This is a genomic window from Rhodococcus ruber, assembly GCF_027270735.1.
GTDB lineage: Bacteria > Actinomycetota > Actinomycetes > Mycobacteriales > Mycobacteriaceae > Rhodococcoides > Rhodococcoides rubrum_A.
In genome coordinates this window covers 501513-523849 of record NZ_JAPWIJ010000002.1, presented here as the reverse complement: position 1 = coordinate 523849, position 22337 = coordinate 501513, and the positions used below count along the sequence as shown (strand labels likewise).

At 62.4% G+C, this 22337-nt stretch carries 18 protein-coding genes; 8 read left to right on the top strand and 10 right to left on the bottom strand.

The annotated features are described in order from the left end of the window. Nucleotides 1–2 precede the first annotated feature (2 nt). From O4220_RS06170 to O4220_RS06160, 3 genes are all read right to left on the bottom strand, one after another. Nucleotides 3–3086, bottom strand: a complete 3084-nt coding sequence (locus O4220_RS06170; RefSeq protein ID WP_269602793.1) for an MMPL family transporter — start codon at nucleotides 3084–3086, stop codon at nucleotides 3–5. 121 nt (nucleotides 3087–3207) lie between these two features. Then, entirely contained in the window at nucleotides 3208–3870 is a 663-nt protein-coding gene (locus tag O4220_RS06165; protein WP_269602791.1) for a TetR/AcrR family transcriptional regulator, read from the bottom strand. Nucleotides 3871–4007: 137 nt separating this feature from the next. Continuing rightward, nucleotides 4008–4286 carry a hypothetical protein gene (locus O4220_RS06160; protein ID WP_269602790.1) on the bottom strand — a complete coding sequence of 93 codons (279 nt, stop codon included), beginning with the start codon at nucleotides 4284–4286 and terminating at the stop codon, nucleotides 4008–4010. 131 nt (nucleotides 4287–4417) lie between these two features. Here O4220_RS06160 and O4220_RS06155 point away from each other — a divergent pair, with 131 nt between their 5' ends. Then, nucleotides 4418–5602, top strand: coding sequence for a DUF6461 domain-containing protein (locus O4220_RS06155; protein WP_269602789.1), 1185 nt, complete (start codon nucleotides 4418–4420; stop codon nucleotides 5600–5602). Between the two features lie 38 nt (nucleotides 5603–5640). On the opposite strand, the gene O4220_RS06150 is transcribed toward O4220_RS06155, so the two are convergent. Beyond that, entirely contained in the window at nucleotides 5641–6831 is a 1191-nt protein-coding gene (locus tag O4220_RS06150) for a transposase (protein ID WP_269602788.1), read from the bottom strand. 423 nt (nucleotides 6832–7254) lie between these two features. Between O4220_RS06150 and O4220_RS06145 the strand changes: the two genes are divergently transcribed. Further along, nucleotides 7255–8277, top strand: a complete 1023-nt coding sequence (locus O4220_RS06145; protein WP_269602787.1) for a hypothetical protein — start codon at nucleotides 7255–7257, stop codon at nucleotides 8275–8277. A gap of 117 nt (nucleotides 8278–8394) precedes the next feature. Next, nucleotides 8395–9690 carry a hypothetical protein gene (locus tag O4220_RS06140; protein ID WP_269602786.1) on the top strand — a complete coding sequence of 432 codons (1296 nt, stop codon included), beginning with the start codon at nucleotides 8395–8397 and terminating at the stop codon, nucleotides 9688–9690. On the opposite strand, the gene O4220_RS06135 is transcribed toward O4220_RS06140, so the two are convergent. Genes O4220_RS06135 through O4220_RS06115 form a run of 5 tightly spaced genes read right to left on the bottom strand, consistent with a single transcriptional unit; the run spans nucleotide 9687 to nucleotide 14939 of the window. After that, nucleotides 9687–11000 (bottom strand): polysaccharide biosynthesis tyrosine autokinase, encoded by a 1314-nt coding sequence (locus O4220_RS06135; RefSeq protein WP_269602785.1) that lies wholly within the window; start codon nucleotides 10998–11000, stop codon nucleotides 9687–9689. The genes O4220_RS06140 and O4220_RS06135 overlap by 4 nt on opposite strands. A gap of 2 nt (nucleotides 11001–11002) precedes the next feature. Then, on the bottom strand, nucleotides 11003–12385 hold the full coding sequence (locus tag O4220_RS06130; protein WP_269602784.1) for a polysaccharide biosynthesis tyrosine autokinase: 1383 nt from the start codon (nucleotides 12383–12385) through the stop codon (nucleotides 11003–11005). After that, on the bottom strand, nucleotides 12382–13248 hold the full coding sequence (locus O4220_RS06125) for an SGNH/GDSL hydrolase family protein (RefSeq protein ID WP_269602783.1): 867 nt from the start codon (nucleotides 13246–13248) through the stop codon (nucleotides 12382–12384). Before O4220_RS06125 ends, O4220_RS06130 begins: the two co-directional genes overlap by 4 nt. After that, entirely contained in the window at nucleotides 13241–14368 is a 1128-nt protein-coding gene (locus O4220_RS06120) for a glycosyltransferase (protein WP_269602782.1), read from the bottom strand. The genes O4220_RS06125 and O4220_RS06120 overlap by 8 nt, the downstream gene beginning before the upstream one ends. Before the next feature lies 1 nt (nucleotide 14369). Continuing rightward, nucleotides 14370–14939, bottom strand: a complete 570-nt coding sequence (locus O4220_RS06115; RefSeq protein WP_420030318.1) for a DapH/DapD/GlmU-related protein — start codon at nucleotides 14937–14939, stop codon at nucleotides 14370–14372. A gap of 364 nt (nucleotides 14940–15303) precedes the next feature. Between O4220_RS06115 and O4220_RS06110 the strand changes: the two genes are divergently transcribed. From O4220_RS06110 to O4220_RS06095, 4 genes are read left to right on the top strand one after another with little or no spacing between them, the layout of a single operon-like run. Continuing rightward, nucleotides 15304–16602 (top strand): hypothetical protein, encoded by a 1299-nt coding sequence (locus O4220_RS06110; RefSeq protein ID WP_269602779.1) that lies wholly within the window; start codon nucleotides 15304–15306, stop codon nucleotides 16600–16602. Continuing rightward, nucleotides 16599–17513 (top strand): glycosyltransferase family 2 protein, encoded by a 915-nt coding sequence (locus O4220_RS06105; RefSeq protein ID WP_269602778.1) that lies wholly within the window; start codon nucleotides 16599–16601, stop codon nucleotides 17511–17513. The genes O4220_RS06110 and O4220_RS06105 overlap by 4 nt, the downstream gene beginning before the upstream one ends. A 5-nt stretch (nucleotides 17514–17518) precedes the next feature. Continuing rightward, entirely contained in the window at nucleotides 17519–18334 is an 816-nt protein-coding gene (locus O4220_RS06100; RefSeq protein WP_269602777.1) for a glycosyltransferase, read from the top strand. Continuing rightward, nucleotides 18324–19772 (top strand): hypothetical protein, encoded by a 1449-nt coding sequence (locus tag O4220_RS06095; RefSeq protein WP_269602775.1) that lies wholly within the window; start codon nucleotides 18324–18326, stop codon nucleotides 19770–19772. The genes O4220_RS06100 and O4220_RS06095 overlap by 11 nt, the downstream gene beginning before the upstream one ends. Here O4220_RS06095 and O4220_RS06090 read toward each other — a convergent pair. After that, complete coding sequence (locus O4220_RS06090; protein ID WP_269602774.1) at nucleotides 19745–21028, bottom strand: glycosyltransferase family 4 protein; 1284 nt, start codon at nucleotides 21026–21028, stop codon at nucleotides 19745–19747. The two genes, O4220_RS06095 and O4220_RS06090, sit on opposite strands and share 28 nt — an antisense overlap. A 191-nt stretch (nucleotides 21029–21219) precedes the next feature. Here O4220_RS06090 and O4220_RS06085 point away from each other — a divergent pair, with 191 nt between their 5' ends. Further along, nucleotides 21220–22335 carry a cellulase family glycosylhydrolase gene (locus O4220_RS06085; protein WP_269602772.1) on the top strand — a complete coding sequence of 372 codons (1116 nt, stop codon included), beginning with the start codon at nucleotides 21220–21222 and terminating at the stop codon, nucleotides 22333–22335. Nucleotides 22336–22337: the final 2 nt, after the last annotated feature.

Genomic DNA, 22337 nt, shown 5'->3' with positions numbered 1-22337 from the left:
CGTCAGACACCGTATCGGGCCGGAGTTGTGCGGCTGCGTACATGCGTTCTGGGCACCGAGGGCCACCAGATACGAGCACCGAGTAGGTGCAGCGCTGCGGGGACGATGATGGTGCGTACCACGGCGATGTCGATCAGCAGTCCGACACCGATGGTGAAGCCGGTCTGCAGCAGCAGGACCACTGATCCTGACATCAGGGCGAACATCGTGACTGCGAAAACGACTCCTGCAGTGGTGATCACGCTGCCGGTTGTTCCGAACGTTCGCAGAATCCCACTGGTGGTGCCGCCGGTGCTGGCCTCGCGGACTCTCGACGCGAACAGCATGCTGTAGTCGGCTCCGACCGCGACCAGGCACATGAACGAGACCGGAAGAACCGACCAGTGCAGGCCGATGCCCACCAGGTGCTGCCACACCAGGACGCTGATACCGACGGCCGCAGCGAAGGACAGTAATACGGTTGCCACGAGCAGGGCGGGTGCGACAAGACTGCGGAGCAAACCCGCGAGGATCGCGAAGACCGCAACGGCCGCGACGATTGCGATCAGAAGGAAGTCACGTTCTGCTTGGTCGATGATGTCGGACGTGATCGAAGTCAGACCGGTGGAACTCACTTCGGTGTCCGCAAGAGTACTGCCCTGCAACGAGTTTCGTGCGGACTGGGCGATGTCACCGACAGTGGCGATGTTACCGGCACTGTAGGGGTTGCCCTTCTGCATCACCAACATGCGTGCCACGTGGCCGTCCGGCGACATCAGCAGCTTCGCTCCGGTGACGAACCGCTGATCCTGCAATGCGCTCGGGGGTAGGTAGAAGCCGGAGCCTGGCCCGGTAGCGGTGTCCCGACTCATGGACGCCAGATAGTTCGCTGCCTCACCGAGTCCGTCGGAGAGCTGCCCGGTCAAGGCTACCGTGGTGTCGGTCCCGTCTTTGGCCTGAGAAAGGCCACCGGCTATTTGGTCCATTCCTGTTGCCAATGCAGACATGCCGTCTTGCAGTTGCTCGAGATCGGATCGAATCGATTGCGGAGTGCGGCCATCGAGAGATGCTACGAGTGAGTCGATCTCGCCCAGTCCGGTGCGGAGTGTCGGCAGGACGCCTTCGATGGTGTCGACGGTATCGGGCGGAAGCGCGGTGACGGCTTCGGAGGCGGACAGGGCTGCGGTCAGTGCGCCCGAGGTTGCGGCGTCGAGCTGATCGAACAGTGCGCGCCCGGCCGAACAACCCGGGTTCACAGCGCACTGCGGCGACGGGTCGGGAGAAGCGAACGGTGCCAACGCAGTCTGGAAATCGTTCACCGCGCTCTGGTTCGCCTGGACAGCGGAGACCAGGGTGCCGAGTGTGCCGGTCAGCGACTGTACTTGGCCGAGTACTTGATCGAGGGTCCGGCCGTCGGCAGTGGTGGCGGTGGTCAGGGCCGTGGCAGTCGGCAGCAGGTCGATCACCGAATTCGACAGCGCAACAACCTGGTTGGTCCCGTCGAGCAGTTGAGGAAGCTGCTTCTGTGCGTCGAGCGCGCCGTCTCGGAGTTCGGTGATGCCGGACGCCAACCGCTCGAGGTCGGGTTGGGCATTGGCGATCTGACCCTGTGCCGCTCCCAGGTTGCTTCCGATCAGACCAGTTTGGTAACCGATCGCCGACTCGGGGAGCGGTTCACCGTTCGGTCGCGTCAACGACCGCACGTACGCAACGTTCGGTAGGTCGGCAACGGCGGCGGCGGCGCGGTCCAACGCTGCGAGATCGGTCGAGTTTCGCAGGTCGTGGTCTGCTCGAACGATCAAATACTCGGGCACGATCTCGTTGGCCGGAAAGTGTTCGTAGACCGCGTCGTATCCAGCTGTGGAGTCGGCGTCGCCCATGATCATGGCGCTGTCGTCACCGTTGGGGACCATGCCGAGCGCTGGCGCGGCCAACGCTACGAGCGCAAGAACGGACACTGCGGTGAGCGCTCCTGCGCGGCGGAGGATTCGGGTGCCGCGCTGGCGCCATTGCCGCTCGCGAGAGACCCGGGGTTCGATCCATCCACGGCGTCCGAAGATCGACAGCAGCGCAGGGGTGAACGTGAGCGACACTGCGAGGGTGACCATCAACCCGATGGCGATCGCAGGGCCGGAGGTGGTGAACATGCCGTTCTTGGCAAAGATCATCGACGTCGCTGCGGCGGCGACGGTCAATGCCGATGCTGTCAGAACAGCTCCTACGTTCGAGCCCGCAGCGACGACCGACCGCAGCGGACTCTCACCGCGACGACGCGCGTCGTGAAAGGCCGCCGTCTGGAATATGGCGTAGTCCGTCCCCGCCGCGAGGACGAGCGCCGTCATCAACGTGACCGTCAGCGTCGAGACCGGCAGCACCGCATTCCATCCCAATGCGGAAACAACCGCGCGTGATGCTGCCAGCGCGATGCCGATGGTCAGAAGTGGGATCAGCGCAGCGACCACCGATCGGAACGCGATGACAAGCATCAACGTGATCAGCAGGACAGACACCGCGGTGATGACGACCATCGAGGTGTCCATTGCGGTGAACTCGTCGACCACTGTCGGTGCCGGACCTGAGAAATGCACGTCCAAGCCGTCGGGTGCTGCAACGTCTGCAATCGTCGACCGGATGGCCTGGGTGGACCGGTGCGCTGCGGAGGTACCGATATCGCCCTGCTCGCCTACCGTGACGGTGACTGCCTGGCCATCGGAACTGAGCGCGAAGTCGCGGGTAGCAGGATTGCCGTACATGTCGAGAACGAAGGCGACGTGGTCGCGGTCGGCCAACAGGCGGGCGACGAGTTCGGAGTAGTACTTTTGCTCTTGCTCACCGAACCCACCATCGCTGGCCAGGACGACGGCACCCACAGCGGTCGACGCCGGCGTTCCGAAGTCGTTGGACATATCGACCAGTGCCTGCGTGGACGGCATATCCGACGGGACAATTGCCGCGGACTTTTCGGTCGCTGTCTGTTCCAGTTGCGGCGCAACAACATTGAGAGCGGCGACCGCGATCAGCCAGGTGCCGACGACCCACCAGGAATGATGTGCGGCGGATGCGGCCACCGCACGAAAAGGATTTCTACCCACTGATCGACGAGCCATGTGACGCCTTCCATAGTGAGACAATGGCATCTAAAGTGTCTCAATGATGGCCGAGGCTATCAGCCACTCAGGACTGGCACAAGATCCGTGGCGACGTGGAGAACTTCGGGCAGTGGGAGAACTAACCCTGGAGAGGAGCGGAAGGTGGGCCGAGAAGGGGCAAGATGTACCGCCGAACGTAGGCACGAGACGCATCGGGGGTAGCGAAGTCGGCTGTGGTTCGTGGGTTGGCGATCAAGGACAACGACAGCCGGACAGTGATCTCACTGACTGTACGGAGATGTGTCATCACGGATTCGTCCACTGGAGCCTCGCCGTGAAGCTGGGTCTTCCACAGCTGAGCGGAGAATTCGCGTCCCGTCGCGATCAGATCGTCGTCGAACAAAGTCTCGAGAAGCATTTCGCGGTCGGTTTCGCGCAGTCTGTTCAGCATTCGGTTGTCGCGGACGAATTCCAGCGTGATCGCAAGAGACGAGGTCAGTGCATCTTCCACGGAAGCCGCGCCCGTCCTGGCGGCCGTGGACTCTTGCATGAATCGGTTCATTTCACGCAGAACGATGGCATCACGTAGTTCATCTTTGGAGGCGAAGTAGCGGTACAGCGTCGCTCGGCCGATTCGTCCGCGTTTGGCCACATCGCTCATCGTCATGCGACGCCAACCGAGCACCGCGACAGCCTCGATGGCCTCGTCGACTATTCGTGCGGCGACGGGGTCGTTCAGCGATCGCTGAGCAGGCGTATCGGCCGCCAGCAGCGACCGAAACACGCACTGCGTTTGCCTCACGTATGTTCCTGCCCTGTCGATTCTCCGCGACCCAGAACAGGAAGATTACCGCAGCGCGAAAATTGCTGAGCTTACGATCACCCAGACATACGCGGCGTACGGCCTTGTATATCCGAGCGCCGGTTCCCAAGTTCCGGTCACTGTCGTGACCGCCGCGCTCGACGGCATCGAGTCACCGTGACGGCTGCGAGCAGCAGCCCCGCGGCCGATACGAGGTCGGATTCCGTCAACCCTGTCTGGTAGTCGATCGAGTAGAGGACCTTTCCCTCGATGGGGTGATTGAAGAACAGCCACAGAATCGAGACAGCCCCCAGCGATATTGCGGCGGACCAGGACGGCTTGGCCAGAGACCATGCGGCCGAGGCGAACACTGCGTTCAACAGAACGAGGGCGTGGAACGGATCGGTAGTCGGCACCGTCCCATCATCGCCGACCAGTGCGCCGGCGCCGCATCGGAGCCGTGCCGAGAGGTGACCCCGGACATGTCGGTCCGCCGGTTTGTCGAGTGTCCGATGGTCCCGACACGAAATTTGTGAGACCGTGCGGTATGCGCTCGTACGAGGAGTACCTGTTCATCCCGGACCTGTACGAAGGCTGGATCGGTAACGGGTATGTCTCGACAATCATCTGCGAGACGTCGACCGCTGAGGTATTGCAGGCCTTCGGCGCGGACGACACCGAACACGCGACGGCAGAGGGCATCACCGATCTGTCGACCGCAGAGTTCGACCTCGAAGCGGCAGGCAAGCTCGACGGCCTCGATACTCAGCTCATCGATGTCATGGATCTCGGTGACAACAAGGTTCTACTCGTGCAACAGCATTCACAGTACGTGGGTGCGACGGAATCGTATTTGCAGCCGTTGTTCGCAGGCCGGGACATCGTGTCGCACAGTAGCCTCGGTTCGGGGGAGCGGTTCGTATGGTGGTCCGACGGAAATGTCGTCGCCGATTTCGATCCCTATCATTACGACGTCGAGGAGAACCGTGCACCGGAGTCGGTGATCGAGGCCGCGCGTACGATCGGCGGAATCGGTATCGACGGTCCGCCGCCGCAGAACGACGGATATCCCTCGGTAGCAGGCTCGTTTGCGTTGGCCGATCATCTGACCCAGTCACACGTCAGCCCTGATGTGTTGAGCCGCGGGATCTTTGCCGTCGCAGTGGTTCGGACAGGGCCAGCGCTACCCGTCGAGACGCCACGCACTTTCGAGTCCGAATCTTCGTGGGGTGCCGTCGTGGATCGATACCAGAAGTCCTCCCGGCTGTCCCGGTACGGACGGGCCGTCGAGACCAGGGGAGATCGGGTAGCGGAGATTCTGTTCTGGTATCGCCCGTACAGGTCGTATCGGATGGCGGACCGAGAAGGGGTGCGGCACATCATCAACCGGCGCGGTGACTACTGGTCCCGAGTGGATGGCACCCTGCAGAAAGGTGCTCCGCCGATCGGTCTCGAGGTACACCCCGACACCCTGGTCGAAGTGCAGAAGAACTGGGACGTCGAGTTCAGCACTCTGATTGCCGACAACACCGAAGGAACTGCTGTCGAGGTAGGCGGCAGGGCTGCGTGGGAGTTCGAGCTACCGCCGGGGTGGCAGGGCTTTCCGAGCGCCGTGGCATTCGATGCGGAGTCGGGCATCGCCCTACGACGAAACATGCCGTACATCAGCATCGAGTTCAGCGAAATCGTCGTCGGGACGGATTTGGCCGACGATTTGTTCGACGGTGATTGAACTGAGGGTTGCTCTAGGCCCTGTCCACCGATGCGCCGTCATTGCCCTGTATCTGCTCGAAGCACATCGTCGACCGTGTGGCCGATCCAGCGTTCGTATCGATCGGCAGGGGCCAGCTTGGGGAAGAACTCTCGACGCACGTCGGAGATGAGTCCCACATGGTCGTAGTCCGGTCTTTGGAATGGCACCTGGTCCGGATGGTCGACCTGATGTTGCACCACCAGTAGGGTTTTCAGGACGTCGAACAGGGCTGCGAACGGCTCGACGCCGCTGGCTTTCGTCAAAGCACCGGCCGCTGCCACCGCAGCCGTCGGGACCTGCTCGCCGCTGTCCGATGTGACCCACATCTGGATGCGGCTTTCGGCGTTGAAGGCGTCCCACACTTTCGTGCTGTGCCGGTCGTCGAACGGTGCCGGGAGCGGGGTCTCGTTCTCCAACGCCTCGAGTCCGGCCCGAATCCAGTCGATATCCGCAACACCGGCCAGCGTGTAAGACCGGCGCACAGCCCACGCAGCGATCGTGCGAAGTTTCGGTGCGCGTGCGCGTGCCAGTGCGTCGACGAGCATTCTGTCGTGAAAGGCGAACTGCTTGGAATAGTGGGCGCGGTAGAGCTTGTCGGTGGGCGGTCGCCCGCCCCAGTCGATAGCGTCCTGTTTGACTTGGTTCGTCATGTATTCGTAGCCGTACTTGATGTACAGGGTCGCGTCTGCAGCGGGATCGGGGTCCCACCAGCTTCTGACCTTGTGGACGGTGATGTCGTCGTTCCACACCGTGTCGGTCTTGTGAAGTCGCCGCAGAGCAGCAGGCTGGGTGACTTTCCAAACCTGGACGAGGTAGGACTCGGTGGGTGCGGTCACGGTCTGGTCCGGGCTCACATCTCGACCTCGCGCGCTGACCCGAAAGGTGTTCAGGCCCTTCACTATCGACAACACCGGGAAATCCTGCGCAACCTCGCCATCGAGAGTTATGACCCGGAACGGTTTGCTCACCTTGATCGTGGCTTCTTCGATGACCTCCCACTCGACCTCAGCGCCAGGGCCGCCGGGAGCGGTGGTGAGTAGTTCCACCGTCACCGACACCGGACCGTAGGCGACGCCCGTCATGACGGTGACGAAGTTTCGCCCGACTTCCATGACGCTGCCGGTCGCAGCAGGTTCGTAGGTCTCTGCGGATGGTGATCCGACGACGAACTGGTGATGGTCGGCCTCGACAATTCCGGAGTGCGTCACGAAACCACCTCGCCGGAAATGGATTCGACGACACTTCGCGAAGGTTCGCTACTACCATATGCCCGGCTGACGGCGCACGATTTCATGATCGAAGCTTACGAGATCGACAACAGCATTGTCTGCTGCACCAGACGTGCAATCGGCTGGTCCGGTACCGCTCGACCTCGAGGCTCCCAGGTCGACAATCGTCGAGCTCGACGATCAACGCGAAAAGAACACGTCCTCACGATTGGTATCGATCGGTAAACGGGTTCTTCGGCTGGTCTTTGCTTATTTCCTTTTTTGGTGTACATCTAAAGCTTCGTACCGGTTGAAGTTTCTACCGCTGGCATCACCGAGTAAGGCTGAGTTATGCAGAAAGTACTTCCCTCTTTGTCGGCGAAAAGGTCTCTATGCCATCGCCTCTTCTCGATCGTGACGGCCATGTCGATTGCGTTCGTGGTTGTTGTCGCAGGCCCTGCGCCCGCATCGGCGGCCTCCGGTCCGATGGGGGCACAGACCTTGGGTGTCACTGCGGTGACGTTGGATTTCTCCGACACCATTCGGCAAACTCAGCTGAAAGCAATAAAACAGACCGGCTTCCCTGCAATTCGGATACCCATTCAATGGCCGCAGATCGAACCCCTCCAAGGGGTATTCGATTGGGCGGCAACCGACAAACTCATTTTGGGTGCCTACAACTCGGGTCTCAATATCTTGGGCGTGCCGACCTATACGCCGTCCTGGGCAGCGACCCCGGAAGGCCGCAACTACCTACACCCGGCACCTGCCGACCCGAACAACTTCGGCACATTCACCCGACTGGTCACCCAGCGGTACCGCGGACTGATTCGTAACTGGGAAATTTGGAACGAGCCCAACATCCAGTCGAGCTTTGCGCCCAGGCCGGACGTGGTGAAGTACACCCAGATGCTCAGGGCCGCCTATACCTCCATCAAATCGGTCGACCCGTACTCCGTCGTCATTACGGGCGGACTGTCTCCCTCCTTCGACGACGGGTTGAACATCAGCCCGGCGGTGTTCGTCCAGTCGCTCTACGCCAACGGGGCAGGGCCGTCGTTCGACGGAGTCGGCAACCATCCGTACAGCGTGCCTGACCTGCTCAGTGTGGGTCAGGACTGGTGGACTCCACGTAAACAGATCGAAATGATCTCCTACCTGATGAATATCAACGGTGATGGTGCGAAGAAGTTGTGGACCACCGAGTTCGGAGCACCCACTGCGCCGAATTATCCGCCGTACGGCGTGACGGAGAACCGCCAGAAGGAAATTCTCGTGGATGCGATCAACTACCTCAGAACGTTGCCGAACGCCGGGCCCGTCTTCATCTTCGACCACCGTGACATCAACACCGGCAGCGGGAATCTCGAGGAGAATTTCGGTCTCACGAGATCGAACTACACGGCCAAACCTGCTCTCGCGGCGGTGAAGGCACTCATTCGGTAAGGCGTAGCGCAACCGCAGTGGGATGCTGGGGTCCGAATTGTCTCGTCCGAACCGGACATGCGATTCTGAAGTGGATATATTCTGGTTTCGGAGAATATCCAGTATCGGAGTTGCCGTATGTCCCGTGATTCTTCCCGAAAGCACAAGGTCGCAGGTGCCGACCTCATGATGGTCGAGATGCGCTACATCGGCGTGGCAGGCCCGGCTCGCCACCTCGACATCGCCGATGTGCGAAGCACCCTGAGCAGCCTCGCGGACGCGGGAACGCACACCCGAATCGGCCTGCAACCCAAAGCCGGCACGGTCCGCTGGGAGGCGTCCCGGATTCTCGACCCACGTACCGTTCGAGAAGTCGATGCGGCGAGTTCGCCGGCCGAACTGGAGGCGGCAATCATGCAAGTGCGCCGCCGTGAGGGGCCGCGGTTGCCGCTCGAGGTGACGATTTGCGGGGAATACCTCTTCGTCGACGTTGCCCACGGATTGAGCGACGGCAAGCTCTTCGTCGACCTGGTCGAGGCTCTTCACCTCAATGCCGTCGAAGGTCTGAGCGCGTGGTCGACCACCCCGGAATCGCGTCACGTTCTACCACGAGCGCTGTTTCGTTGGTACGCACTGCATCCGGGCAAGTTGAAGGAGTCGCTCGCGGCGGTCAAGGCGCTGCGGGAGTTGAAATCGTTGTCAGCGGCAGAGGCTGGGCCCGCGCCGGCGGTCGAACACGACGATGTGGTTCCGTGGCGGCCGTCGCCAGCCGTTGTCATAGCTCAGTCGTCGGCGACCACCGAGGCCGCGGTCTCCGCCTGGCGTAAGGCGAACTCACCGTCGGCCGGTGCTGCCACGGTCGCTCTGTGGTTGGTGCGACGCGCGTTCGACGAAGTGGGTCTCGAGTCCGTCCCCGGAGTGACGGTGGCCGTCAATTGCCGTCGGTACCTCCCGGAGAACACGGTGTTGAACGGCAATTTCGCGATCGGCCTCAACGTCGCTGTGTCCGGCGAGCGAAGCATAGAACCGCAAGCGAAAACGTTGAACACCGTCTACGCTTCCGGCTTGCCACTGGCATTGATGGGTGTCGTCTCGGCCCAACTCCGACTCGGAAAGTCCTTGACTCCAGCGGTTCCCGACACAGTGTCCCGCCATCCGAAGGTCGTCATGATGTACTCCGATCTCGGGCGCCCGCCGTCGTGGGCGCGCGTGCCGTGGTCGAAGAACGAGGGGATGCAGTTCGCTGGTTTGCTCGATCCGGCAGGTCCGGACGCGGTGACGGTGATGTGCGGCGTCGTCGGTCGCGAACGCACGTACTCGGTGTCGTTCCACGACAACGTGTTCGACCGCGGCCGTATCGAAGAGGCGCTTGCTCTCGTTGTGTCGGACCCGCTGGCCCTGCTGGGCTCGGTGCCGGCGAACGACCCGGGCTAGCGTTTCTTGGCGGGGTTCGTCAACACCGCGGCGATGGGGCGAGCGTCCGCGTCGGCGAGTTCGCGTACGGCGGCCGAGACGTCCTTTTTCTTGGCTGCCTTGGTGTCGACGACGAGAAGGGCTCCGTCGGATACTCCGGCGAGTACTGCCGCAGTGCCGTTACCTGCAATGGGCGGCGTGTCGATCACGATGTACGAGTACGACGCTCGCAGGTCGTAGATCAGAGAGCGCATCGAATAAGACGACAGTAGCGGCCACAATTTGTCGTTTGCCCCAACCGGTATGACGTCGAGGTATTGGTTGGGCGTGGCTGTCGGTACAGCGGCCGTCGCTTCGGAGGACGTCTGCCCGCCCAGCGCGTCCGCAAGCGTGACAGCAGGCGTCGATCCGAGTTGGGTGGCCACAGCGGGACGAGCGGAATCGGTTTCCACCAGCAACGTGCGGTGATCCGATTCGGCAAATGCAACAGCGAGATCGAGAGCGAATCCTGATGTTCGCTCCTTCTTCGACGAGCTGGTGATCAGAATGACCTTGGGCTGATCGGGGAGTGACTGCAGATGTACGCGAATCTTGCGGTACGCCTCGGCGTCGCGCGTGGTCCATCCGGTGAGCTGAGTACGGCGGGATTCAGGGGTGCGTACGAGCGGCTGAACTGGGCCCAGCACCGGAAGGTTCGTCAGAGCCTCTACTGTCGAACGCTTCTTCACCCTCGAGTCGGCTGCGGCCAGAGCGATCGCGATGAGCACGCCGATCAGAAAACCGCCGGCCACACCGTAGAGAAGGTTGGTAGCGAGAACCGGTGACGTCGGAGTCGTTTCTGCCTCGGCAGGATTGACGACGGTGATGCTTGCGCGAGGTTGTTCCTGACCGGTGGGCGTTTCCAACGGGACGATGTAGGAGATGAATTCCTGGGACAAACTGTTGGCGATGTCGGCCGCGCGGTCTGCAGACGAATCCACCACGGCGATGTCGAGTAGCACGGTCTTCGGTACGACGGCCGCTGTTACCTTTGCCGCGACCTGAGCACCGCTCAGGTTCAGATCGAGAGCATCGGCAACACGTTGCCCCAGAATTTCACTGGTCAGAATTTGCGCGTAGGAGGAGGCCCGCTGCTGCGAGAACTGGTCTCCTTGAAAAGATTCGGTGGAACTCGTGCCACCGGTTGTCGATACGAACAGTTGCGCGCGCGAGGTGTATTGCGGAGCGGTGGCCGTGGTGGCAGCGATGGCGGCACCGATGCCGATCAGCACGGTCAGGACCACCACCCACCAGCGTTCGAGGAGTGTGCCGAATGCCTTCTTGATGTCCATGGTCAGCGATTCTCTTCTCGATTATCGATTTCTGCTTCGTGCCTGTTCCGTGCTGTCGGTGTGGGGGGACGAGGCGTTGCGGCGGCGTGTCCGCCGGTTCTACGAAAATGGTCGGCGGCCGCCGACGAAGCTCCGTTGAGGACGACGCCGGGGCAGAGCCCTCCCAACTGGCGGAATTGCTCGGCGGTGGATCGAAGCTTCTCGTATTCGGTTCTGCCGCTGCGCGCGACGAGGACGGTGGCATCGGCCCAGCGCGCCAATCGTTGGGCATCGCTGAACGTGTCGGTGGGGGCGGTGTCGACGAGAACCCACCCGTGCTGGTGCCGGGCCCGCTCTATCAGCAGCCGTGCCCGGGGAGAATCCACCACTCTGGCGGGATTGCTGGGCAGTGCGCCGCGCGGTACTCGGGTGACACCGTCGACGACATTGGCCAACGCGTCGTCCGGTGCCTCCATCTCGAGTACCACGTCGGTCATCGAGACCACGGACGTGTCGATCGAACGTCGAGAGTGGGTCCTGACGTCGAAGTCCAGCATCGCCACGCTTGCCCCGGAGTCGCGTAGAGACTCGGCGAGCTGACTGGCGATGGAGCTGGTTCCGGTCGACACAGTGGGTGACGTGAAGAGCACGACGCGGCGTCGTTCGTCGGGCAGAGCGGCGGTCAACGAATCGCGAAGCATGCGAACGGCTTCGGTCCCCGGTCTCTTCGAGCTGTAGGCCGGGAACACTGCCAGCAGCGGGAGACCGGTTGCCTCGGCCGCATCCTCCGGTCGGCGGATACGACTGTCGGCCAGCGCAGACAGCACGGCCACGGCCGCACCGACGATCAACCCGGCGGCAGTCGCTGCACCGAGTACGAGGGTGGGCGGAAACCCACCGGGAAGGTCCGAGGCGGTGGGCGGCTCCACCACCAGCAGTTCTGCGCGTGGTGTGAGAGCTCCGGGTATCGATTCGAGAGAGGCTATTTCGGCGATGTATTCATCCAGGTAGGCCTGATTGATGCTCTGTGCATCGGACGGCGACTCGGCGAGGGTGATCAGTTGGATCAGCACCGTGCCTGGCACCGGCACGGCCGTGGTATTCGCGATCAACGCGGCCGGCGTCGTGTCCAAGTTCAGCTTGTCGATCACCCGTCCGGCCAGTTGTTGGCTCTGGATCAGTGCGGCGTACGACGGCAGGCGCTCCTGGGCGTAGGTGTCTCCGCGGTAATAGGTATCGGTGTCGTCGCGTGGTGTCGAGACGAACACGGTCGACGAAGCCTGATAGTTCGTTTGTTGCAGAAGAAGGAACGCCGTCGCAGCGCCCACGACGAGGAGGCAGGTAACGACCACTCGTCTCCACCGCTCGCGAAGGACGCGGACGTACTCGCGGAGCGTGTCGTTCACTGCCGTTGTCCGAATCCGTTGGCGAGTAACGCGGGGATCAGCTTTTCGGCAATTACGCGATGTGCGCGATCGGTGGGGTGAATACCGTCCAGGTCGCGGAGGGGAAAGGTGTCCTCGTTCTGGAACCAGCCGAGCGCGCCGGGGTCGATGAAGGTGACGGGGTCGAATCGTGGTTGAGCGCGCATCAGGCCCAGCAGATATGCGCCGACGCCGATCGGCCCGGTGCCGGGGTCGATCACGATGGCCGGGCTGGCCAGAAACCACGGCGCGATCACGACGATGCGGGCATTCGGCCAGGTCTGCTGGGTCTGATCCAAGGTGGAGAGGAACGCATTTCCGACGTCGACGGCATCGAAACCCACATCGTTTCGGCCGGCATCGAGCACCACGATGTCCGCGTCGAATTTCGTGCGGAGACGGGGCAGGCGTTCGATGAGCGATGTCGAATCCACCTCGAGCGCACCGATTATTCGGGGGATCCGATGATCGGGTCCGCCGTTGATGTACCCGGTACCCGGCTGGGCCGCGATGTTGCAGTTCCAGTCCAGTGCGGTCGCCGTCAGGCACGGATAGCCCGTGCCGCTGGGATTGGCCTGCGCGGCGGTGTAACTGTCGCCGATGAACAAGGCCGAGGTGTCGCTGCTTCGGTCGGTTGTCGGTTCCGTTGCTGTGTCCGTCGCGGAGGACGAGGGTGCCGGAGCGGGACTGTAATGATCGATCAACACCGTGGCTGCGGCCGCGATCACGATGAGGGCAAGCACGCAGACGCCCAGGGTCGCGAGCCGCGAACGCCATGGCGCACCGGCAGATACGGGTTCTCTCGCCGGGGCGGGCACCGCAGAATGACGGGCATGCTCAGCCACTGCGACCGGCCGTTTCGGCGCGCGCGCCGGCGTAGGCATCGATCAGGCGGTTCGCAACGGACGCCATCCCAGCCCTGGTTCGGGCCGTCTCGCGGCCGCGTTCGCCCATGGCGGTGGCCGACGCGGGGTCGTTCAGCAGTGTTTTCACCGCATGCCCCAGTGCCTGCGGACCGGGATCGGTCACCACACCGCTCCCGGTGCTCGACACCAGTTCTGCCAAACCGCAGTCTCGGGTCAGCACAACGGGAATGCCGACGGACATCGCCTCCAAGACAGACATCGGGTACGGCTCGTTGACCGAGGGCAGAACGTAGATGCGCGCGCGTCGCATTCTTTCCGGGCCCGCACCTCCGGGTAGTGCACCCTCCCAGGAGATCGCGGGGTAGCCCTCCATCGCTGCGCGCACCCTGTCCCCTTCCCCCTCGTCGGGGCCGACCAACGTGAAGGTGGCGTCGATGCCTGCGTCCAGGATCTGTTTGGCGACGTCGACGAAATCGAGAGGACGTTTTCTGGCGTGCAATCGGGCCAGGTAGAGAACTTCGGGTGGACCGTCGGTCTTCAGGGCCGGCGGGTAGAGGGGAACGCCGTTGTCCAGCATGGTGATTCGGTCGTCGGAGCCCGATACCTCGGCAATTTCTACTCGCTCCTGTGGAGTGAGGCAGAAGACGGTGTGTGCCCGACGCAGTAATCGGCGCACCATGAGGGCGTCGAGTGCGGGCGCGAGTGCGTTGGACCGCGGTGCGAGCATGCCGTGAGACTGCACCACGTACGGCAGTCCGCTGGCTCGGACGGCGAGTGCGAGTGGGAGCATCACCATGTCTCGTGCCAGATGTAGATGCACTACGTCGAACTCGTGGCGATTACGGCGAAACCAGGCCAACGTTCCAGGTGCCACGAGCGCGGCAAAACCGAGCGATGGCATCATGTTTCGTGCCGAAGACAGCGCCAACGGCACGTCTTCCTGCGACGTCGGAAGGGGGTCGTAGCCCCGCGAACCTGCTGCGATGGTCACGGTGTGCCCTGCGTCGTGCAGTGCGGCAGCCTGATTGAGCGCAACCCGGACCGGTCCGCCGTACGCGCCGTCCGGGCTGAACAGGGTTACCGCCTGCAGAATCCTCATGTCAACGCGGTCGAATCGGATGAACGGTAGGCGGCGGGGCGAGAACCAGTGAGGACGGCGGAACATCCGAGGTGACCAGAGAGCCCGCACCCACAACGGAATTGGAACCTATCGTCACACCGCGGAGTACCAGTGCCCGCGCACCGACCCAGACCCCGTTCTCGATCGTGATGGGGCCGTTGTCGTAGTCGAAGTTGGGTGAACGTCGATCATGACTACCGGTGCACAGAAATGTCTGCTGAGAAATGCAGACATCCGAACCGATCGTCAGTTCGTCGATGTTGTACAGGTCGCAACCGACTCCGACCCACGAATTGTCGTCGATCCTCAGCTTCCACGGCCACTGGATGCGGACGTCCTGTCTGATCCAGACTCCACTACCGATTTGGGCACCGAACAGACGCAGGACTGCGCACCGAAGTTTGTTGGGGCACCACACCTTGGTGAAAACCAAGTACGAGAACGCAACCCACAGTGCTTGATGGACGAATCCACGGCCCTTGTCGTACGAGCGTCCGCGGCGCGCTCCGAGTGATCTGACGGATGCGGTGGAGTCTGGCACGCGGATCATCCTGTCCTGAGAGTGATTTCTCGGTGTCGTATTTCGTACATCGATATCTGCGGGTCAAGAGCAACGGTACCGGAATGCAGATGCAATTCGCCGCGCGTGGAGCGAGTTGGGCCGGTCGTTGTTTCGAGACGTACGAACGTGTCGTTGCTACGCTTTCGGTGACCTCCATTCGATCTACGATGCCGAATTGTGTGCACCCCCAATGTAGTAGCGACGGAAAGGCGGTTCGGATGCGTGTCTCGCTCATCGCCATTCGGAACTCACGCTCTTTACCGTCCAAATGCCCGATTCGGGTTTGTTCGCGTGATCGAACGGCGGCTTTCGGCGCGATGATCGAACTTGTCGATGTGATCGCCGAACCGTCATGACTGCCCTCACGGTCGCTCGTCCCGTCGCCTCGTCGTCCGGTCGGAGTTTTCAGGATCGACGGGCATTGTGGAAGCGGATCGCATCCAGCGGAGCGCTCGTGCTGCTCGGGGCAACATCAGGACTCCAGGTAATGGGGTTCACCGTCACCGTCTTGTCGGGACTGTGTCTTCTGGTCGCGCCGGCTCTGTTCCTGACCGCGACGTCCACAGGCGAGCGTCTGACACTCGGCCTGTCGGTGGTGGCGTTCGCCGGCTTCACCGTGTCGTCCCAACTCAACGATGTCAGCTTCTTCGATCAACGGGTCATTCAATGGGGGTCGTTCGGGATCTATTTCGTGGGTCTTGTGGTGATCGCAGGGCGAGACCTCGAGCGATTGTTCTCGTTGGCGGCTGGTGTGGCTGTCGGTTCGTGCCTGTACTTCTCCACCGCGGGCCTACCCTTGCTGGGCCTGGGAAGCATCGAGGATCTGTGGAAGTACGGGTACGCGCCGTATGCGACCCTGATCGGCCTGTACATCCTCGCCCGACTCGAGGTGCCGGTGCATCTGCAGGCGTGTTTCTTGATTCTGCTCGCCGGGGTCAGCCTGGCACTGAACTTCCGTTCGCACGCCCTCGTCAGCCTCGGCAGCGCCGCGTTTCTTCTGGTCACCTACTTCTCGCGGGGGCGCATCCCGCGGTCGGCGCAGTTTCTCTTGGTCGCCGGTGTGGGGTGGGTGATCAGCACGATCATTCCGGCCATCGCGCGCAGCGGCATCGCGGGTGAGGCCGTCAAGGAGAAGACCGAATCTCAGGAGTCGGCCGGTGTTCCGGCCATCCTGGCCGGACGTACGGAGTCGCCGCTCTCGATTTCGGCGATCGTGGAGAGACCGTTCTTCGGATGGGGCAGCGCCAACAACCTCACCCCGGAGGTCTTCGCGCGCGGCGAGGAGTACGCCATCAAGGTGGGCTTCGATCCCACCCTGCCCTTCTACAACTACTGGCACCTGCCGAACGGCGACACGTCGTTGCATTCGGTGTTCTTCGGTTCCTGGGCGGAAGGCGGACTGTTCGCGGCCATGCTGCCGCTGTTTCTGATCGTCGCCGGCGCACTGGTGATCTGGAACTGTCCCCGGTACGGGATCTGGGCAGCAATGGCGGTACAGATTGCGATACAGGCGGGGTGGGACCTGTTGTTCTCGCCGATGTCCTACAACTTGCTGGCGGCATTCGCATTACTGGCCGCGGTGTTCACCGCCAGACACTGGCGCTCGGACGACGAGGAGGCATCGGTGACGGACAGCCTGGTTCGAGCATGACCGGTCCGACTGTCAGCGTGGTGATTCCGACGGTGGGCCGGGCCTCGGTTGCTGCCGCGGTGCGGTCTGCCTTGGCTCAGACCCACGAGATCTTCGAGGTGATCGTCGTGGTCGACGCAGACGTCGAACCCGTTGTACCGGCTGATGATCGGGTCACCGTGGTCAGGACGCCGGGGCGCGTGGGTAGTAGTAGGTCGCGTCAGCTGGGCATCGACGCGAGCAGCGGGGACGTCATCGGCTTGTTGGACGACGACGACGAGTGGTTGCCGAGCAAGGTTGCGGTCCAGTTGGCATCCGTGCCGGCCGGCGAGGAACTGTGGATTGCCTCGTGCCGGTACCGCGCGATTTCGGACGGAAGTAGCACCGAGTGGCCGGTTCGCCTGATCGGTGCGCGTCAACCGGTGGGCGAGTATCTGTTTCGCTTCCACTCGCTGCGATTCGGCGGAGCCAGCGCCCAGACGTCGACGTTGCTGTTTCCGCGCCGCATCGCCGAACAGATGCCGATGACCCTGCCGTTCGGCTCGGTACACGACGACCCCGCATGGCTGATCGAGGTGCGCCGAAAATTCCCGGACGTGCCGATCCTCCAATCGGGTGACGTTCTGGTGAACTACAACATGACCTCGAATTCACTGTCTCGCAGTGCTCGCGACGAGAGCGCTGCGTACATCCGCTGGGGCATGGACTATCTCGCCGATTCGGACGGTCGGACTCGGGCCGATTACTTCTTGACCAGTCCGCTGACGTCGGCGGTCGCCGGGCACTCGTTGGGTGGTGTGGTGCGGTCCTGGCGTGCCGGGTTGGCCAGCGGTCGTCCCAGTAAGTGGGCGCTGGGATATGCCGTTCTGAGCACCGGAAGAGTGCTGGCGAACAAGCTTGCAACCGTCGCTACGCGACCGAGGAAGAGGTGACACCGATGGCATCGAAGATCGGCAAGATCTCCGTCGTGACGATCAGTTTTCGAGATCTCGACGGCTTGAGGAAGACCGTCGCCAGCGTTCGTTCCCAGCGATGCTCGGTTCCCATCGAGCACATCGTCCTCGACGGTGGATCGGGTAGCGATGTCGAGGAGTATTTGACCTCGATCGGGGACGGCTTGTCGTACTGGCGATCCGAGCGGGACAACGGACGGTACGACGCCATGAATCGCGGTATCGCTCAGTGCGCAGGCGACATCATCTGGTTGATGCATTCCGGAGACTGCTTCTCCGATCCCGATGCGCTCGAGTACGTCGTGAACAACGTGCACGATCCTCGCGGGCAGTGGGGATACGGCAAAGTTCGACGCGTCACCGCCGACGGTGACGATCTGGGTGAGTGGGGCGCAATTCCGTTCGATCTGCACAACTTCGTGACCGCGAAATCGTCCATACCGCATCAGGGTTCGTTCGTCGGAGCGGATCTGGCTGCCGAGCTCGGGCCGTACGACGAGCAGTTCGGTCTGGCTGCGGATCAGCTCTACCTGATGCGGGCAGCGTTGAAGAAACCTCCGGTGACGCTGGACAGGGTGGTCTGCGATTTCGACACCACCGGGGCGGGAACGGTTCGGCCGGTCAAGGACAATTTCGCTGATCTGCGGCGCGCATGGGACATCATCGACTACTACCCGTTCGGCAGCCGTCGCCGTTCGCGCGCGCAGTCGCGCGCGATCGAATATGCGGTGCGGGGAGTGCTTCGGGGTCGCAGCGTCGCGCGCCGAGTACTGCGTAGGTCGCCGACGAATGGCGGGTAAGCACCGTACTGCCTCCGGGCAGGCCGGATTTTCGACGACGACGGTGCAGCCGGTGGCGGACCTGCCACCGGACGAGGTGGTCGACACCGTGGCTCCCGCCGGTGGTCTGTCGTCTCAGGAGCAGAAAGCCGTGTTGTGGGGGACGGTGTTTCGGGTTCTCGGCACGCCGATCATGGCCCTCCTCGGTCTGCTGAACACCGCCATCATCGTTCGGGAAACCGGGGAGTCCATCTTCGGTGTCGTATCGCTGATCGCCACCATGAGTTTGCTCTTTCCGTTCGCTGACCTCGGTATCGGCGCGGTGGTGACCAATGCGAGTTCGCGAGCCGGGAAGTTGTCCGAGGATCCGGTGGTGATCGGCACGATCCAACGTGCGTACCGAGTACTGGCATCTATTTCGTGCGGATTGATCGTGATCTTCGTTCTGGTCATGGTGACGGACAAGTGGGGTGCGGCCATCGGGGTGACGACCGGGCCGAACGACCGGTACGTCGTGACGATCGCAGCGAGTTTGTTCGCATTGAGCCTGCCGCTGGGGTTGGGAGTACGCATCCTGATCGGCATCAACAAGAGCCAGCTCGCGGTGCTGATACTGATGTCGAATTCGGCTTTCGGACTGCTCATCACGGTCGGGTTGATGCTGGCCGGTGCACAGGGTATTTGGTTCGCGATACCGGGAGTGTTGGGGGCACTGCTGGGCAACATCGTGGGAACGATTGTTGCGCTTCGATTGTCGGGTCTCGGATCGGCGATATTCGCCGCCCCGGTCGACGAGATCAAGCAGGTGAAGCTGTTGGCCGGTTCACTGTGGATGCTCGTGGTCAGTGTCGGTCTTCCGCTGGGGCTGCAGTCGCAGCGAATCATTCTGTCGCACATGTCGAGTCCGGAGGAATTGTCGCGGTATGCATTGATGGCTCAGGTGTATGCGCTGGGGTGGTCGGTGTTCTCCACCGCCGGAATGGCGTACTGGCCGGTGTTCGTCAAACGCCGCGGTGACCAGGCGGAGACGATCAAGATGTGGATCAAGATCGTACTGGTGTTTTCCGCTGCCGCCGTTGTGGCGGCGGTGTTCATCGTCTTGCTCGGCCCGCTGGCCACATCGATTCTCTCCAGCGGCGAGGTGAAGGCCACTACTGCGTTGGCGTTGGCTTTCGCCTGCCTTCTGGTGGTGCAGTGTGTGCATCTGCCTGCAGGCGTTCTGCTGACGACGCCGAGTGAGATGAGGTTTCAGGCCGTGTGTGTGATGGCGATGGGGCTGGGGAGCGTTCTTTGCGGCATCTACGTGGCCCGCGAGTACGGTGCCGCAGGGGTCGTGTTCGTCGCTGCCGCAGCAGTTCTGATCACGCAGATCGTGCCGGATTTCGCTTTCGTGCCCCGGTTGGTCAAACGGCGAAGCCCGGACGAGTTGGCTCAGACCGACGGTGCGGTGCCGGCCTGACGTAAGTCCGAGAGCGCGAGGGCGAATCTCCGGAAGCCCGCATGGCCGGCCGCTTCGCTGTATCGGGCTGCTCCCAGATCACGCGCCGCGACGATCAGTCGGTCTTGTTCGGCTGGGTTCTCACGTAACCGGACCACCGCGGTGTTGAGAGCGCGCGGGTCGCCGGTCGCTACGAAGGCTGCCGAATCGAATTCGGTCAGCACCGAGTGCGTGATGCCTCCCGGTTCGGTCGCCGCCATGATCGGACGCCCTGCAGCGACGTATGAGGTCAGCTTGCTGGGTAGCGACATCTCCCTGACGCCCTGGCGTTCGTTGACGAGCAGCACGTCTGCGGCAGCGAGAACGCTGGGGTACGTGTCGTCGTCGACGGGGTCCACGAAGCGCAGTGTGGCCGTCGAGCCGGCCGCTGCCTCCAACTGTCGACGCTGATTGCCGTCACCGACCAGGACGTAGGTGATGGGAAGCGATTGCTGCTCCGCCAGACGTGCCGCCTCCACTACGGATTCCAGGCCCTGCTTCATTCCCATGTTGCCGGTGTGGACGACGACGGTGTGGTCGGTTGTGACCCAGCCGAGTCGAGTTCGAGCCGCACTCCTGCTCTCGTCCGATCCGGCTATGTGGGTGAAGATGGGGAGATCGACGATCGCCTCGGGGGCAACACCGTGTTCGGTGAGCACCGTTCGGAAACGCGGGGTGATGACTCCGATCAGGTCTGCCGATCGAGCGAGTCGATACTCGACGCTGCCCACCGCGTTCCCGGCGCGTCCGCCGGTGGTGCCCGATTGTTGGGCCGCATTCCCACTGAGGTCGTGAACGACCACACCGAGGGGCCGCTTGCCCTTTCCCAGGGATGCGGCGAGGAGCGCGCCGAGTAATGGGGTGACCGCAATGACGATGTCGGCCTTGGACTTTCGGGCAAGCGGCGCGGCCAGTGCCGTGAAGCTCAGCTCCATTCTGGCCCGACCCAGCAGGTTGGGCGCGCTCGGTACCGCGTGCCGGACGCGTCGCACGCGGACTCGATCGTGCGTCTCGTTCCACGACAAACCGCGCCGATATTTCTCGTCCTGTACTGCCCATTGTGGGTAATGCGGTATGCCGGTTATCAATTCGACATCAGCCCCGGCTGTCGACAGCGCCTGCACCAATGCCGTGTTGTAGGGCGCGCTGCCGGTGGTCTCGGGCGCATAGTGGCAGGCGACGACACACACCGACAAACCGGCCAGTTGCTGCGGTGATTCGCGATCGTGGTCACTCACGGGGGCAGGCACCATCCGATCTCAGCACGGTTGACGCTTTCCGACAAACGAAAGCGAATTAATCATCCGGTGGATCTCTATTTTGCCATGAACCCGGTAAGTTACAGATCGTGCGCAATTCCTCGAAACCACTTTCCTCCTCGCCGAGGAACGACGACGCGAGGCGATCCCATCGGCGTCGGTGGCGTCGGGTGACCACATCCTGCACCGCTGCGGTGTTGGTCTCGGCATTGTTGGCCGGGTGTTCGCAGGGCGAGCAGAGCGCGCCTGAGGCGGATCGAAACTCCACCGACAGCGGTACCACCGCAACCTCCACGTCGGCCGCACCGGCCGACCAGGTCAGTGGTTGCGCGCCGGAGGTGTCGGATCTCGGTATCACCGCTGTCTCGGCTTCGTTCTCCGATCAGCAACTGGACCAACAGAGTTCGCTGATCTCGGACTACGGGTTCGGCTCGGTGCGGCTGACGATCCACTGGCCGATCATCGAGCCGTCTCCCGGGGTGTTCGACTGGACTTCCACCGATCAGCAGGTCGATGCGTTCGCGTCGAAGGGCATCGACATTCTCGGTGTTGCGACATGGGCACCGGCATGGGATGTGGATCCGGCGAATCGAACCGTGCCCAATCCGGCACCGACGAGTCCGTCGAAATTCGCAGAATTCGCACGCCTGGCAGCAGAACGGTACAAAGACCGAATTCGGACGTGGGAAATATGGAACGAGCCCAACGTCGCGGCAAGTTTCGGACCGGCCGAGGACCTTTCGACGTACGTTCCGATGCTGAAGGAATCATACGAGAAGATAAAGAGCGTCGATCCCCAATTGTTGGTACTCACCGGCGGTACATCTCCCACGGTCAACACCGACAGCGACCTGAATCCCTTCACGTTTCTGCAAGGCCTGTACGACCGCGGCGCGGCACCGTACTTCGATGCGGTCGCAATGCATCCCTACAGCGCGCCCAAGCGCCTGAGCGAGCCGTCGGCTGAGCGGGGCAACTCGAACACGGCCATCAATCTGGTACGTGAGGTGATGGTGGCCAACGGTGATCGCGACAAGCAGATCTGGTTCACCGAGTTCGGCGCGGCCAGTGGGACCGGTCCTCGCAGTGTCAGTGAGCCCGATCAGGCTGCGCTGCTGGTGGACGGGATCGACTATCTCCGCAGTCTTCCGTATTGCGGAGGGATCTACCTGTTCGACCTTCGGGACATCGATACCGGCAGTGCCGTCGACGAGTACAACGCCGGTCTCGTTCGCTCGGATTTCTCACCCAAGCCTGCTCTGAATGCGGTGACGACGCTGCGCTGATC

Bases quoted from the DNA above. Each gene is read 5' to 3' on its own strand.
- O4220_RS06145 (WP_269602787.1), top strand. From the start codon at position 7,255: ATGTCGATTGCGTTCGTGGTTGTTGTCGCAGGCCCTGCGCCCGCATCG.
- O4220_RS06135 (WP_269602785.1), bottom strand. From the start codon at position 11,000: ATGGACATCAAGAAGGCATTCGGCACACTCCTCGAACGCTGGTGGGTG.
- O4220_RS06105 (WP_269602778.1), top strand. From the start codon at position 16,599: ATGACCGGTCCGACTGTCAGCGTGGTGATTCCGACGGTGGGCCGGGCC.
- O4220_RS06095 (WP_269602775.1), top strand. From the start codon at position 18,324: ATGGCGGGTAAGCACCGTACTGCCTCCGGGCAGGCCGGATTTTCGACG.
- O4220_RS06110 (WP_269602779.1), top strand. From the start codon at position 15,304: ATGACTGCCCTCACGGTCGCTCGTCCCGTCGCCTCGTCGTCCGGTCGG.
- O4220_RS06155 (WP_269602789.1), top strand. From the start codon at position 4,418: ATGCGCTCGTACGAGGAGTACCTGTTCATCCCGGACCTGTACGAAGGC.
- O4220_RS06140 (WP_269602786.1), top strand. From the start codon at position 8,395: ATGTCCCGTGATTCTTCCCGAAAGCACAAGGTCGCAGGTGCCGACCTC.
- O4220_RS06100 (WP_269602777.1), top strand. From the start codon at position 17,519: ATGGCATCGAAGATCGGCAAGATCTCCGTCGTGACGATCAGTTTTCGA.
- O4220_RS06120 (WP_269602782.1), bottom strand. From the start codon at position 14,368: ATGAGGATTCTGCAGGCGGTAACCCTGTTCAGCCCGGACGGCGCGTAC.
- O4220_RS06115 (WP_420030318.1), bottom strand. From the start codon at position 14,939: ATGATCCGCGTGCCAGACTCCACCGCATCCGTCAGATCACTCGGAGCG.
- O4220_RS06170 (WP_269602793.1), bottom strand. From the start codon at position 3,086: ATGGCTCGTCGATCAGTGGGTAGAAATCCTTTTCGTGCGGTGGCCGCA.